The sequence below is a fragment of the Streptomyces sp. NPDC053673 genome (genome assembly GCF_055585225.1).
Genome location: NZ_JBVJKN010000029.1, coordinates 40,236 through 53,748, shown reverse-complemented (window position 1 = coordinate 53,748; position 13,513 = coordinate 40,236). Strand labels below are relative to the sequence as shown.

Below are 13,513 nucleotides of genomic sequence, written 5' to 3'. Positions count from 1 at the left end.
GCGGGCGGACGACGCTCCTTTGAAGACACTCCCTAGGCTGTCTCCATGAGTGAGAGCGTGCCTCCGGCCGAACACCGCACCGTGCTGCTGCGCGGTGGAGACGTCCACAGTCCCGCCGACCCGTTCGCGACCGCCATGGTCGTCGAACGCGGGCATGTCGCCTGGGTCGGCTCCGAGGGGGCTGCGGACGCCTTCGCCTCGGGGGTGGACGAGGTCATCGACCTGGACGGCGCACTGGTCACCCCCGCGTTCGTCGACGCGCATGTGCACACCACCGCGACCGGGCTCGCCCTCACCGGCCTCGATCTGTCCGGCGCCGCCTCGCTCGCCGAGGCGGCCGAGCGCGTCCGGACGTACGCCGCGGCCCGGCCCGCCGACCGGATCCTGATCGGCCACGGCTGGGACGCGTCCCGCTGGCCCGAGCGGCGGCCGATGAGCCGGGACGAGCTGGACGAGCTCACCGGCGGCCGCCCGCTCTATCTCACCCGGATCGACGTCCACTCGGCCGTCGTCACCACGGCCCTGCTCGACCAGGTGCCCGGCATCCGCGGCATGGCCGGGTTCCGCGACGGGGAGCCGCTCACCGGGGACGCCCACCACGCGGTGCGCTCCGCCGCGTACGCCGCCGTGTCGCCGGAGCAGCGGGCCGAGGCCCAGCGCGCCGCGCTGCGCCACGCCGCCTCCCTGGGCATCGGCACCGTCCACGAGTGCGGTGGCCCCGACATCTCCTCCGAGGACGACTTCACGGGCCTGCTCAAGACCGCGGCCGACGAGCCCGGCCCGCGTGTCGTCGGCTACTGGGCCGACACGGACGTGGAGCGGGCGCGGGCCCTCGGCGCCGCCGGCGCCGCCGGGGATCTCTTCGCCGACGGCTCGCTCGGCTCGCACACGGCCTGCCTCCACGAGCCGTATGCGGACGCCGCGCACTCCGGTGTCGCCCATCTCGACGCGGCCGGCGTCGCCGCGCACGTCACGGCCTGCACGGAGGCCGGACTCCAGGCCGGCTTCCACGCCATCGGCGACCACGCGATCACCAACGTCGTCGAAGGCATGAGGGCCGCCGCGTCCGCCCTGGGTCTCGCCCACGTCCGGGCCGCCCGCCACCGCGTCGAGCATGCCGAGATGCTCACCCCGGAGACCGTCGCCGCCTTCGCCGAGTACGGCCTCACCGCCTCCGTCCAGCCCGCCTTCGACGCGGCCTGGGGCGGCGACACCGGCATGTACGCCCAGCGCCTTGGCATCGAACGCGCCCGCACCCTCAACCCGTACGCCGCGCTGCTGCGCGCCGGGGTCCCGCTCGCCTTCGGTTCGGACAGCCCGGTCACCCCGATCGACCCCTGGGGCACCGTCCGCGCCGCCGCCTTCCACCGCACCCCCGAGCACCGGGTGTCGGTGCGCGCCGCCTTCACCGCCCACACCCGGGGCGGCTGGCGGGCGACCGGACGGGACGACGCGGGCACTCTGGTACCCGGCGCACCCGCCGACTACGCGATCTGGCGCACCGACGAACTCGTCGTCCAGGCCCCCGACGACCGGGTCGCCCGCTGGTCGACCGACCCCCGCTCCGGCACCCCTGGCCTGCCCGATCTCACCCCCGGCAGGGCGCTCCCGGTGTGCCTGCGGACGGTGGTCTTCGGACAAACGGTCTACGTACGACCGAACGAGTGACATCGGGATAATTCGCACCGTCAGGGACTGCTCCATGTGCTCCGTCGCGACCTGCGGATCTTCGTCGGTGACCAGCCGATTCGGTCAATCGCCGCAGATCGCACGACTGTTGACAGAGTGCGCCCGCAGGCCGGTAGGTTCGGCCGAGTCCACCACGGGACGTCCGGCCGGTCGAACCTCCACGCAGTCGTCGAACGCCGCTGGGTCATGGGGTGGTGCGCCGCGTCGGCGCATCACCACTGGGAGCCAGGTTCAGCGCCCGCGCCTCGGGGGCGAGGGAAGGTTTCGGCCGGGTGGCAGGTGTGACCCGGGTGGGGCCCGGCGTTCAGTAGACAACGGCTTTCGGTCGACCCGCAGCCAGCGGATCCCGGGCCGGCCCGAAGGACGCCGGGCCCTGATCCGTTCCCGCCGTCGTTGCGCTCGCATACCGTGCTCACAGTCCGTGCCGCCGCAGCTCCGCGACCAGCGCTCGCTATGGTGGGTCTCTGCGTACGGACGTTAAGGGGCAGCAGTGAACGACGGCGGTCAGAGGCGATACGGCCCGCTCGGCAGAGCCTTGGTGATCATCCCGACCTACAACGAGGCGGAGAACATCAAGCCGATCGTCTCCCGGGTGCGCTCCGCCGTACCGGAGGCGGACATTCTGGTCGCCGACGACAACAGCCCCGACGGCACCGGCAAGATCGCCGACGAGCTCGCCTCCGAGGACGGTCAGGTCCACGTCCTGCACCGCAAGGGCAAGGAGGGCCTCGGTGCGGCCTATCTCGCGGGCTTCCGCTGGGGGATCGAGAACGGCTACGGAGTCCTCGTCGAGATGGACGCCGACGGCTCCCACCAGCCCGAGGAACTGCCCCGGCTGCTCACCGCACTCAAGGGCGCGGATCTCGTGCTCGGCTCCCGGTGGGTCCCCGGCGGCCGGATCGTGAACTGGCCCAAGTCCCGTGAGTTCATCTCCCGCGGCGGCAGCCTCTACTCGCGCGTGCTGCTCGACGTCCCGATCCGCGACGTCACCGGCGGCTTCCGGGCATTCCGCAAGGAGACCCTGGAAGGACTCGGCCTGGACGACGTGGCCTCTGCCGGCTATTGCTTCCAGGTCGACCTGGCCCGCCGCGCCGTCGGTGCCGGCTTCCATGTCGTGGAGGTCCCGATCACCTTCGTCGAGCGCGTGCGGGGCGACTCCAAGATGAGCCGGGACATCCTCGTCGAGGCACTGTGGCGGGTCACCGCCTGGGGCATCGCCGGCCGGGCCGGCAAGATCCTCGGACGCAAGCGCTCCTGATCGGCCTCCTCGCGGTCCCGCGTTCTTACTGATCCCGCCTTTACGACACTCCGGCGGACGCCCAGGCACACTGGGGGCATGACGACCGGCGCAACGACACCGACCGCCCCGAGGCGCTCACGCGCCCGCACCTTCCTTCCCCTTGGCATCGCCGCCTGGCTGGTGCTGGAGATCTGGCTGCTGACCGTCGTGGCCGGTGCGGCCGGCGGACTCACCGTCCTCGCCCTGCTCGTCGGCGGTGGCATGCTCGGCGCCGTGGTCATCAAGCGGGCCGGCCGGCGGGCGTTCCGCAGCCTCAGCGAGACCCTCCAGCAGCAGCAGTCGGGCTTCGCGCCCACGACTGCCGCCGCCGACCGTTCCAGCACCGGCAACGGATTCCTCATGCTCGCCGGGCTGCTGCTCATGCTGCCGGGCCTGATCTCCGACGCGGCGGGCCTCCTGCTGCTGCTCCCGCCGGTCCGCACGGCGGCCGGCCGGTACACGGAGAGGTCCCTGGACCGGCGGATGCGGCAGGCCGCTCCCGGTTCCCTCGGCGACGCATTTCGGCAGGCCCGCATTCACCGCCCAGACGGAAAGGTCGTGCAGGGTGAGGTCATCCGCGAGGACGTGCCGACGCCGCCCCGTGCGGATGAGAGCTCGCGCCCTCCGCTGACCTCGTAGTCCCCGTCGTCCGGGTCGTTCCCGTCTTTCTGTCGCCCGGGTCGTCCCGACTGCCGGCCGGTGGTCGGGGCCCTGCCCGCGGCAGATCCCGCAGCAGACAAAGAGCCGCGGGCTGCGGCACACATGATGTGTGCGGCAGCCCGCGGCTTCTGCGCTCTGTGCGATGTGGTGGTGCGTCGTTACGCGGACTTCCGGCTGTCGCGCGGGTGCACCGCGATGTTCATGGCTCCGGAGCGCAGGACCGCCAGCCGCTCGGCCAGCACCTCCTCGAGCTCCTCGCGAGTGCGCCTCTCCATGAGCATGTCCCAGTGCGTACGCGCAGGCTTGCCCTTCTTCTCCTCGGGGCCATCCCCGTCCACCAGGAGTGCCTGGGCGCCGCACGCCTTGCACTCCCACTCCGGCGGAATCTCCGCCTCTACCGAGAACGGCATCTCGAAACGATGTCCGTTCTGGCATGCGTACTCCACCGCCTGGCGCGGGGCCAGATCGATGCCGCGGTCGGTCTCGTAGCTGGTCACCACGAGGCGCGTGCCGCGAAGAGCTCGCTCACTCATGAATCGTGCCTCCCGGGCTTGTCGCCCACAGGACAGGTGTCGCTGTCGTCGTCATCCGGTCAACGTCCGGTCGGCGGTAAAGATTCCCGTTGCCGGTCATGCGTCGTCGCCCGTCGTGCCGCTGCTTTTCCAGGGTTTGGGTACCCACCAGTGCCCGGTTTGTCACATCTGGCAGAAAGTGTCACCCAGCGTTTTGAGTTCCTCAGCGCGCAGTAACGGTCCGCCTGGCAGGCCAAAGGCGTACACTACCGGCCTTTCACTTCAACGTCTAAATCCGTTCCGGAACGGGGTTCCCCGCAGCGGCCACCGCGCGCCGCACCGGAACCCTCGCGAGCAGCACGAACCCGAGCCCGAAGAAGATCACCAACGAGATGATCGCATCCCGGTAGCTGCCCGTCAGCTGAAACGCCAGACCGAACACCAGCGGTCCCAGCCAGCTCAGCCCACGGTCGCTCATCTCGTACGCCGAGAAGTACTCGGCCTCCTTGCCGCGCGGCACCAGATGCGAGAACAGCGACCGCGACAGCGCCTGGCTGCCGCCCAGCACCAGCCCGATCGCGGCGGCCAGCGCGTAGAACCAGACCGGCTCCCCGGCCGGCAGCAGGAAACCGGCCATGAGGATCAACGTCCACACGGCGAGCGAACCGAGGATCGTCCGCTTCGCCCCGTACGACCTGGCCAGCCGCCCCATCCCCAGCGCGCCCGCCACAGCCAGCACCTGCACCAGCAACACCGCCGTGATCAGCGTGGTCTGATCCAGATCCAGCTCCTCCGAGCCGTACACCGACGCCTGCGAGATCACCGTCTGGACCCCGTCGTTGTAGACGAGATAGGCCAGCAGGAACGACAGCGTCAACGGATGCCGGCGCATGTCCCGCAGGGTCGCCACCAGCTGCCGCCAGCCCGCACCGACCCCGCCCTCGGCCGGCTGGGTGCCCTGGCCCGCAGGCACCCGCCGGTCGCGCAGCCGCCGCAGGGGCACGAGCGTGAAGGCGCCCCACCACAGTCCGGCCGAGGCCAGACAGATGCGGACCGCCTCCGACTCGGAGAGCGCGAAGGAGTCGTGGCCGGTGTAGAGCACCAGATCGAGCACGAGGACCAGCGCGCCCGACGTGTAGCCGAAGGCCCAGCCGCGCGAGGACACCGCGTCCCGCTCCTCGGGCTCGGCGATCTGCGGCAGATACGCGTTGTAGAGGACCATCGACACCGACAGCGACGCGTTGGCGACGATCAGCAGGAGGGCGCCGAGCAGATAGCGGTCGCCGTCGAGGAGGAACATCCCCGCCGTGGCGCCCGCCCCCAGATACGCCGAGACGGCGAGGAGCGGCTTCTTGCGGCCCGTGCGGTCCGCTGCGGCGCCGGCGAGCGGCATCACCAGCACGGCCAGCACCACCGAGACGGAGACCGCGTACGGGAACACCGAACCGGCACGGACCGGAATGCCGAGCGGATGGACGAAGCCGTCCGCGTCCGCCGCGGCCTTCGCCACCGCGGTCAGATAGGGGCCCAGGAAGACCGTCAGCACGCTCGTCGAATAGACCGAGCAGGCGAAATCGTAGAAGTACCAGCCGCGTTGCTCGCGCCGGCGATCGGCGTCGTCCGTCCCGGCGGCCCGGTCCGCGGTATCAGCGGTCACGCCGCGCCCCCCTTGTTCGTCCCCGTGGAGAGAGCGCGACGCTCAGACCCCTCAGACCCAGACTCCCCGGTCGGTCATCACCGTGCGCAGCATCTCCAGATGATCGGTCATGATGCCATCCACCCCGAGGTCCAGGAGAGCGGCCATGCGATCCGGGTCGTTCACGGTCCACACGTGCACCTGAAGCCCCCGTGCGTGCGCCTCGCGGACGAAGCGCCGGTCCACCACCCTGATCCCGCTCTGGGACTCCGGCACCTGCGCACACACCGCACCCGCGCGCACCGCCGCGGGGATGCCGAGAGAGCGCAGCCGCAGCGCCAGCACCCCGCGCACACCGTACGAGGTCGCCAGCCGCGGGCCGGCCAGCCGGTGCGCCCGGGCGACCCGGCTCTCCGAGAACGAGCCGATGCACACCCGGTCCCAGACCGCCGTCCGCCGCACCAGATCCACCAGCGGCTCCAGAGCCCCCTCGGTCTTGATGTCCACGTTCCAGCGGACCTCGGGGAACTCCTCCAGCAGATCCTCGAAGAGGGGGAGCGGCTCCGTGCCCGCCACCCGGGCCTGGCTCACCTCGCTCCAGGGGAGCTCCGCGATCCGGCCGCGGGCGTCCGTCACCCGGTCCAGCGTGGAGTCGTGGAAGGCGACGAGCTTCCCGTCGGCGGTGGTGTGCACATCGGTCTCGAAGTAGCGGTAGCCGGTCGCGGCCGCCCGCCGGAAGGCGGTCGCGGTGTTCTCCAGCCCGTCGGCCGTACCGCCGCGATGGGCGAACGGTATCGGGGTGGGGTGGTCGAGATAGGGGTGCCGGGGGCGCGTCACACGAGTCACGGACGCAGTATCGCCTGCTTCGGTGTCGCCCCGGCGACCACCGTGCTTCCTTCGTCCGCAGCCGGGATGGCGAACACGCGCAGGAACAGCTGTGCCAGCGGCCCGATGGCAAGGGCGTAGGCGATGGTGCCCACGCCGACCGTGCCGCCGAGCACGAACCCGGTGGCGACGACCGCCACCTCGATCGCCGTACGGACCAGCCGGATCGAGCGGCCCGTGAGCCGGTGCAGACCCGTCATGAGCCCGTCGCGCGGTCCCGGGCCGAAGCGGGCCGAGATGTAGAGGCCGGTCGCGACACCGTTGAGAACGATCCCGGTGATCATCACCGGGACCTGTGCGGCCGGCCCGTGCACGTCCGGCACGACGGCGAGCGTGCCGTCCATCGCGACACCGATGACGAAGACGTTGGAGACGGTGCCGAGCCCCGGCTTCTGCCGGATCGGGATCCACAGCAGAAGGACGACCGCGCCGACGATGATCGAGACCACGCCGATGGTCAGCCCGGTCCGTTCGGCGATGCCCTGGTGCAGCACACCCCAGGGCTCGAGTCCCAGTCCGCCGCGCACGAGCACCGCGGAACTCACTCCGTACAGCGTCAGTCCGACGTAGAGCTGCAGCAGCCGGCGGACGAGATGGCGGCCGGAGGCGCCGGTGGACCCGGTGGCGATGGACAAAATTCTGCCCCCCAGTGGTGAGAGTGGACTGACTCGTGACACTCTGTGGCTGGGAATCCGAGGCCAGCCATGGCCAATTCGAGGAAGGTGGACTGACTTCTATGGCCGAGTGGACTTCGGCGGTCGGAGCGGCTCAGCTCGCCCGGCAGCTCAACGCTCAGCAGCCCCGTCCGGCCGGCCCCGGCACGCGCAAGCCGCCCGCCTACCGCGCGCTGGCCGACGGTGTCCGGCTACTCGTCCTCGAAGGCCGTGTGCCCGTCGCCGCGCGGCTCCCCGCCGAGCGAGAGCTCGCGCTCTCCCTCGCCGTCAGCCGCACGACCGTCGCCGCGGCGTACGAAGCCCTGCGCTCCGAGGGATTCCTCGAGTCCCGCCGGGGCGCCGGCAGCTGGACCGCCGTGCCTGCCGGGAACCCGCTGCCCGCGCGCGGTCTCGAGCCCCTCCCGCCGGAGTCCCTCGGCTCGATGATCGACCTCGGCTGCGCCGCACTCCCCGCTCCCGAGCCCTGGCTCAGCCGGGGTTTCCACGGAGCCCTGGAGGAGCTGACACCGTACGCACACACCCATGGCGACTACCCGGCGGGCCTGCCCGCGCTGCGCCAGATGCTCGCCGACCGGTACACCGAGCGGGGCATCCCCACGATGCCCGAGCAGATCATGGTGACCACGGGTGCGATGGGCGCCATCGACGCGATCTGCCATCTGTTCGCCGGCCGCGGTGAGCGCATCGCCGTCGAGTCGCCCTCGTACGCCAACATCCTGCAGCTGATGCGGGAGGCCGGGGCGCGGCTCGTGCCCGTGGCGATGGCCCAGGGACTGAAGGGCTGGGACATGGGCCGCTGGCGGCAGGTGCTGCGCGATGCCGCCCCCCGGCTCGCCTATGTCGTCGCCGACTTCCACAACCCCACCGGGGCGCTGGCCGACGAGGACCAGCGGCGGCAGCTCGTCGATGCCGCCCGGTCCGCCGGCACGGTCCTCGTCGTGGACGAGACGATGTCCGAGCTCTGTCTCGACGACGACGTGGAGATGCCGCGGCCGGTCTGCGCCTTCGACCCGGCCGGCTCCACGGTCCTCACGGTCGGCTCGGCCAGCAAGGCCTTCTGGGCGGGTATGCGCATCGGCTGGGTCCGGGCGGCACCGGACGTGATCCGCTCCCTCGTCGCCGCCCGCGCCTACGCAGACCTGGGGACCCCCGTCCTGGAGCAGCTCGGCGTCAACTGGCTGATGCGGACGGGCGGCTGGGACGAGGCGGTGGCGCTGCGCCGCACCCAGGCGCGCCAGAACCGTGACGAACTCGTCGCAGCGCTGCGCAAGGAACTGCCCACCTGGGAGTTCGAGGTACCGGGGGGCGGTCTGACCCTCTGGGTGCGCGCGGGCGGCCTCTCCGGTTCGCGCCTCGCGGAGGTCGGCGAACGTGTCGGTGTGCGCGTCCCCTCGGGCCCTCGGTTCGGCGTGGACGGGGCGTTCGAGGGGTTCGTACGCCTTCCGTTCACCGTCGGCGGACCGGTCGCGGAGGAGGCGGCGTCCCGCCTGGCGGCGGCGGCCCGGCTGGTGGAGACGGGAGTGACCACGGGCACGGAGGCCCCCCGGACGTTCGTGGCCTGACGGTCGCAGCCACTCCTGCCGGGGCACCTTCTGCGGCCTTCCCGGGCCGGGCGCCGCGCTCCACGGCCCGGCCCGGCTGGGCGGCAGCGCGCTCGCGCCGGGGGCGGTACGTGCGAGTGTGCGTCAGCCCTCGGCCGGTACGGGTGCCGCGGCCGGTCGCGGGTGGGGGCCCGAGGCCGGCTCCGGGGCGGGCTCGACGACGGGCTCCGGGACCGGCTCGACGATGGGCACCGGCACGGGCTCGACGACGGGCTCCGGGATCGGCTCGGGGACGGGCTCGGGCCGTGCGTCCGCGGCCGCGCGCTCGTCGGGTGGGGTCTGGCGCTCCGGGAGCAGCTCCGTCACCGCCTGCCGGTGGGCCTCGCTCGTCGCGTCGTCGTACGGGTCGGGCGTGGCCGGCACCTGGAGCCGGAGGACCCCGCCCGTCCCCAGCCGTGCGTAGCCGCGCCCGGCTGGGACGTGGGGCGCGGGCGTGGTGTGCGGCGGAGCGCCGAGCACCGTCTCCACCTGGTCGGGCGTGGCCGGGCCCAGCACGACGCGGGCGCGGGTGTGCGTCCGCACCGTCTCGCTCAGGAAGTCCATGCAGTCGAACTGATCGGCCACGATCACCGTGACCTGCGCCGCCCTGCCGTGCCGCAACGGCACCTGGAGCAGCTGCTGAGGGTCGGTCCGCCCGTCGGCGGCCGCGAGATGGCTGAACACGCTGGGCCGGTCGAGCAGGATCCACAGCGGGCGCTTGGTGTCGTCGGGGGCGGGGTGGCCGGCCTGCCGGGCCCGGTTCGCGGCGATGAGCCGCCGCTCCGTCTCGTGCGCCGCCCACTCCAGGCTCGCCAGCGCTCCGGCCAGCCCGCATTCGACGGCGAGCACACCGGCCCGCCCCGTCAGACAGGCGTACTCGCCCGTCCCGCTGCCCTCCACGATCAGCACATCCCCGTACGGCAGCGCCTGCAGGGCGATCGAGCGCAGCAGCGTCGTCGTCCCGCTGCCGGGGTGACCGACGGCCAGCAGATGCGGCTCCGTCGAGCGGGGTCCGGTGCGCCACATCACGGGCGGCGCGTCCTGCACACGGCCGCCGTCGACGACCGGCACGGTGCGCTGGACGGCGCCCGGATCGGTGAAGCCCAGCACTACCTCACCGGGAGTGGTGACGAAGCGCTGGGCGGCGATGGTGGTGGGAAGGGCGGGAAGCACGCTCATCAGGAGCTGGTTGCCCTCCTCGTCCCACTCGAAGTGGTACTCGCGCCCCCGGCCGGATTTGGTGTGCAGCAGCTGCTCGATGCGGGTGCGCGCCTCAGCCTCGCTGTCGGTGAAGTAAGCCGGGTAGCTCACCCGAAGCCGGGTCAGCCGGCCGTCGCCGTCGAACTCGTGGTCACTGAACGCCTTGGCCCACTCCCCGCCGTGGGTGAACAGCGGACTCGGGTCCTCCGGGACGGAGAAGTACGGGACGAGCGCCTCGTAGAGCGCCCGCAGCCGCTTCAGCTCCGCCTCGTCGGGCCCGGTCCGCGCCGGCGTACGTTCGCGCCCCGTCCACGCCGCCAGCCCCATCACCGTGATCAGGCCGAGCAGCGGCCCGTACGGGACGAGGGTGACCAGCAGCACACCGGCTGCCGCCAGGAACAGCGTGGGGCCACGCCGTTCCTTGGGTGTCTCGGCCCATTTGCGCCGTCCTGCGGCGGTCAGCCGCCGCAGACCGCGGCTGATCGTGATGAGCGGATGGAGGACGTCGGTGGCGCTGTCGGCGGCCGTCCGCGCGAGCTCTCGGCTGCGTGCGATCCGGTCGGTGCCGCTGCTCGGAATGCGGGGGAGTGGTCGCCGGGCCACGTGGTTCTCCTGCTCCTGGAGTTGTTGAAGGGGGCGCGCGGGGAGGTCAGAACTTGATCCCGCCCAAGAGGCTGGCGAGGCTCGCGCCTCCCGCTGTGATGCTCGGGGCGATGGCTGTGCCCGCGAGGTAGAAGCCGAAGAGTGCGGAGACCAGCGCGTGCGACGCCTTCAGTCCGTCCTTCTTGAAGAACAGGAAGACGATGATTCCGAGCAGCACGACGCCTGACATGGACAGGATCATGAGGAGTTCTCCTGGTTGAGGGGACAGTCACCATGAGGTCTTCCATGCTCACAGGAGGTATCTATGCGATAAAAGGTGCATTCGGGTGAAAAATTGGTCTTTTCACTTGACTGGCGGATGCCGGATCGTTGCCCTGGGCGCGTTGATCTTGGCCGCGCACTGTCCACGATCTTTGCCACGGCGGGGCGGGGTCATGTCCGCGATCGGGCAGTACCCTGTCGGTTCACTCGTACGGGGCCGCTCCGCCCGTACTCAGCACCAGGTCAACGCAGTGAAAGGCGGTCCGTCCCATGAGTGAAACTCCGGATCCCGAGGTGGTCGAGCTGGCGTCGAAGATCTTCGATCTGGCGCGTCAGGGAGACGCCGAGGCCCTCGCCGCCTACGTGGACGCCGGGGTTCCGGCAAACCTCACCAATGACAAGGGCGACTCCCTCGTGATGCTCGCCGCCTACCACGGCCACGCCCCGGCCGTGACGGCCCTCCTCGCCCGCGGAGCCGACGCGGACCGCGCCAACGACCGCGGCCAGACCCCGCTCGCAGGGGCCGTCTTCAAGGGCGAGGACGCGGTGATCCGCGCCCTCCTGGACGGCGGAGCCGATCCGGAAGCTGGAACTCCGTCCGCTGTGGATACTGCGCGGATGTTTGGGAAGACAGACCTCCTGGAGCTGTTCGCCGCCCAGTGAACGGGTGTTGAACACCAGGTGAGAGCGGCGCCGTAAATGTGGTCGCGGTGACGAAATGGCTGGGTCATCATGACGTCGGGCCCGCAAGGGGCCACCGACGAGAGGCAGAGGAAGATGGACTTCATCAGGCGGAAGACGACGGGCAGCCGATCATGTTGCTGCGCGGCCTAGGCGAACACACCCCCGGTTGCGTCGACAGCTTGATGTGAGGCACTTTCCATGTTCGAACCAGTCATAGCGCCGAGCGGCACCCTGCTCGGCCTGCTGCAGAGGGGACGCGGCGACGGCACGCTGCATGCGCTCGCCGCACCCCGCGCCGAAGCCCTCGCGGCCCTCAACCACTGCGTGCTGAGCGACCCCCGCCACGACTGGCAGGTCGAGAACCGCTCCCTCTACTACGCACGCCTCTACCTGGATCTGGGCGGCGGCCTCGAAGAGATCGAGGCCCACCTCTTCAGTGCCGAGGACCACTTCGACTCCGACGACGCACGGACCGGGCTCGCGCTGTCCGTGCTCGGCCACCTCGCCTCGTACGGACGTGACGACGCCCTCAGTCTGCTGCGCCGGTACGCCGCGACGGGCTCGAACTGGGCCTGGGCCCTCGACGAGCTCGCGCTGCGCGACGACGACTCAGGGCTGCGCTCGCTCGCGGGACCCGTCCTCGGCCGTTTCCCGGCCACCCCGGAGGGGGACGCCGAGCTGGCCGCCGCCGTACGGGACGCGTTCGAGCCGCGGCCCTGGCGGCTGTGGGCCGAGGACCGGCGGGACGCGGTCGGAGCGCGCGTGCGCGCCGCCCAGGAACGCGGCTCCTTCGACCGCTGGCAGCGACAGATGCGCCCGAGCGGGCCCCGTCCCGGCTGGAGCGTCCAGGCCGTCCTCGAGTGGGCCCAGCACGGACTGGAGCGCGGCAGCGCACTGCATGTGCCGGCCGCGCGCTGCCTCGGCGCGGTGGCCGGACCCGGCGACCGTCAGACGATCATCGAGGCGGCGCGCAGCGGTGCCGACGGCGCACGCTGCGCCGCTCTGCACTATCTGGCCGAAGCGCGGGATCCCGTCGTGCTCGACCTCATCGAGGCCGCGGCGCTCGATCCGTCCCGAGCGGTCGCCGAGGCCGCCGTCTGCGCGTTCGAGCGGATGTGCGGCGACGCCGCCGTCGACCGGGCGCGCGGCTGGGTCCACCGCCCCGACGCGCTCGGTGCCTCCGCAGCCGGTGTCCTCGCCTGCCGCGGCGGCGCCGAGGACGCCGAGCTGGTCCTCGGCGCCCTGCGCGAGACCGTCCGCGCCGAAGGGCCCGACGCCCCCTTGCTGTCGACCCTCGTCGACGGCACCGGCCGGCTCGGTATCGCCTGCGCGGCCCCCGTCCTGCGCCACGTCTACCGCGAGACCACGTCCTCGCAACTGCGCGGCCGCACGGCCCGCGCGCTCGCCACGACCGACCCCTCCTTCGCCACCGGCTTCGCCGTCGAATGCCTCTGGGACTGCGAGGAGACCACGAGAGAAGTCGCCGCTCTGCACGCCGAGACCGGCGATGCACGTGTGGCGGAACGACTGCGCCGCCTCGCCGCCGACCCGGCCGAGGAGGCCGAGGTCCAGACGGCGGTCCGCAGCCGCATAGTGCCGGACGGGCCTCCGCTCTGACGCATCCCCGGCCCTGACCCGCCCCCGCCCCGGCATGTGCTGCCGCACTGACGCATGCCCCTTGCCCCGCGCGTGTACGGCCGCGGCGCGCGCACGGCCCCCGACGTGCGCTGCCGCCGCGACACATCCAGCGCCGCCGCGGCGAGACCCACCGGCGTGAGTCCCCGGGACGGCCCGGCGCGCGCTGTGACGACCGAGCACCGCGGCCGCCCCGCACACGTGGCTCGAATCGC

Annotated in this window: 12 protein-coding genes; 6 read left to right on the top strand and 6 right to left on the bottom strand. The window is 71.9% G+C overall.

Features of this window, described 5'->3' with window-relative positions:
• Nucleotides 1-45 precede the first annotated feature (45 nt).
• From ACZ6ZQ_RS30395 to fxsA, 3 genes are all read left to right on the top strand, one after another.
• Nucleotides 46-1,668: an amidohydrolase gene (locus tag ACZ6ZQ_RS30395; RefSeq protein WP_469771723.1), complete on the top strand. Its 1,623-nt coding sequence runs from the start codon at nucleotides 46-48 to the stop codon at nucleotides 1,666-1,668.
• Between the two features lie 511 nt (nucleotides 1,669-2,179).
• Nucleotides 2,180-2,947, top strand: a complete 768-nt coding sequence (locus tag ACZ6ZQ_RS30390; RefSeq protein WP_469771722.1) for a polyprenol monophosphomannose synthase — start codon at nucleotides 2,180-2,182, stop codon at nucleotides 2,945-2,947.
• A gap of 78 nt (nucleotides 2,948-3,025) precedes the next feature.
• A complete protein-coding gene (fxsA, locus tag ACZ6ZQ_RS30385) occupies nucleotides 3,026-3,607 on the top strand; it encodes an FxsA family membrane protein (protein WP_469771721.1) in 582 nt (193 codons plus the stop codon).
• Nucleotides 3,608-3,786: 179 nt separating this feature from the next.
• On the opposite strand, the gene ACZ6ZQ_RS30380 is transcribed toward fxsA, so the two are convergent.
• From ACZ6ZQ_RS30380 to yczE, 4 genes are all read right to left on the bottom strand, one after another.
• A complete protein-coding gene (locus ACZ6ZQ_RS30380; protein WP_003959706.1) occupies nucleotides 3,787-4,161 on the bottom strand; it encodes an RNA polymerase-binding protein RbpA in 375 nt (124 codons plus the stop codon).
• 268 nt (nucleotides 4,162-4,429) lie between these two features.
• Nucleotides 4,430-5,797 (bottom strand): MFS transporter, encoded by a 1,368-nt coding sequence (locus ACZ6ZQ_RS30375; RefSeq protein ID WP_469771720.1) that lies wholly within the window; start codon nucleotides 5,795-5,797, stop codon nucleotides 4,430-4,432.
• A gap of 51 nt (nucleotides 5,798-5,848) precedes the next feature.
• Entirely contained in the window at nucleotides 5,849-6,613 is a 765-nt protein-coding gene (locus ACZ6ZQ_RS30370) for a glycerophosphodiester phosphodiesterase (protein WP_469771753.1), read from the bottom strand.
• A gap of 5 nt (nucleotides 6,614-6,618) precedes the next feature.
• On the bottom strand, nucleotides 6,619-7,296 hold the full coding sequence (gene yczE / locus ACZ6ZQ_RS30365) for a membrane protein YczE (RefSeq protein WP_469771719.1): 678 nt from the start codon (nucleotides 7,294-7,296) through the stop codon (nucleotides 6,619-6,621).
• Nucleotides 7,297-7,397: 101 nt separating this feature from the next.
• Between yczE and ACZ6ZQ_RS30360 the strand changes: the two genes are divergently transcribed.
• Nucleotides 7,398-8,897, top strand: coding sequence for an SCO1417 family PLP biosynthesis transcription factor (locus ACZ6ZQ_RS30360; protein ID WP_469771718.1), 1,500 nt, complete (start codon nucleotides 7,398-7,400; stop codon nucleotides 8,895-8,897).
• Nucleotides 8,898-9,020: 123 nt separating this feature from the next.
• On the opposite strand, the gene ACZ6ZQ_RS30355 is transcribed toward ACZ6ZQ_RS30360, so the two are convergent.
• Both ACZ6ZQ_RS30355 and ACZ6ZQ_RS30350 read right to left on the bottom strand, forming a co-directional pair.
• Entirely contained in the window at nucleotides 9,021-10,718 is a 1,698-nt protein-coding gene (locus ACZ6ZQ_RS30355; protein ID WP_469771717.1) for a hypothetical protein, read from the bottom strand.
• Between the two features lie 46 nt (nucleotides 10,719-10,764).
• On the bottom strand, nucleotides 10,765-10,959 hold the full coding sequence (locus ACZ6ZQ_RS30350; protein WP_351224353.1) for a hypothetical protein: 195 nt from the start codon (nucleotides 10,957-10,959) through the stop codon (nucleotides 10,765-10,767).
• Nucleotides 10,960-11,249: 290 nt separating this feature from the next.
• On the opposite strand from ACZ6ZQ_RS30350, the gene ACZ6ZQ_RS30345 reads away from it, so the two are divergent.
• Together ACZ6ZQ_RS30345 and ACZ6ZQ_RS30340 are read left to right on the top strand one after the other, a co-directional pair.
• Entirely contained in the window at nucleotides 11,250-11,642 is a 393-nt protein-coding gene (locus ACZ6ZQ_RS30345) for an ankyrin repeat domain-containing protein (protein WP_469771716.1), read from the top strand.
• Nucleotides 11,643-11,861: 219 nt separating this feature from the next.
• Nucleotides 11,862-13,280 (top strand): HEAT repeat domain-containing protein, encoded by a 1,419-nt coding sequence (locus ACZ6ZQ_RS30340; protein WP_469771715.1) that lies wholly within the window; start codon nucleotides 11,862-11,864, stop codon nucleotides 13,278-13,280.
• Nucleotides 13,281-13,513 lie beyond the last annotated feature (233 nt).

Bases quoted from the DNA above. Each gene is read 5' to 3' on its own strand.
- ACZ6ZQ_RS30395 (WP_469771723.1), top strand. From the start codon at position 46: ATGAGTGAGAGCGTGCCTCCGGCCGAACACCGCACCGTGCTGCTGCGC.
- fxsA (WP_469771721.1), top strand. From the start codon at position 3,026: ATGACGACCGGCGCAACGACACCGACCGCCCCGAGGCGCTCACGCGCC.
- ACZ6ZQ_RS30380 (WP_003959706.1), bottom strand. From the start codon at position 4,161: ATGAGTGAGCGAGCTCTTCGCGGCACGCGCCTCGTGGTGACCAGCTAC.
- ACZ6ZQ_RS30360 (WP_469771718.1), top strand. From the start codon at position 7,398: ATGGCCGAGTGGACTTCGGCGGTCGGAGCGGCTCAGCTCGCCCGGCAG.
- ACZ6ZQ_RS30350 (WP_351224353.1), bottom strand. From the start codon at position 10,959: ATGATCCTGTCCATGTCAGGCGTCGTGCTGCTCGGAATCATCGTCTTC.
- ACZ6ZQ_RS30345 (WP_469771716.1), top strand. From the start codon at position 11,250: ATGAGTGAAACTCCGGATCCCGAGGTGGTCGAGCTGGCGTCGAAGATC.
- ACZ6ZQ_RS30340 (WP_469771715.1), top strand. From the start codon at position 11,862: ATGTTCGAACCAGTCATAGCGCCGAGCGGCACCCTGCTCGGCCTGCTG.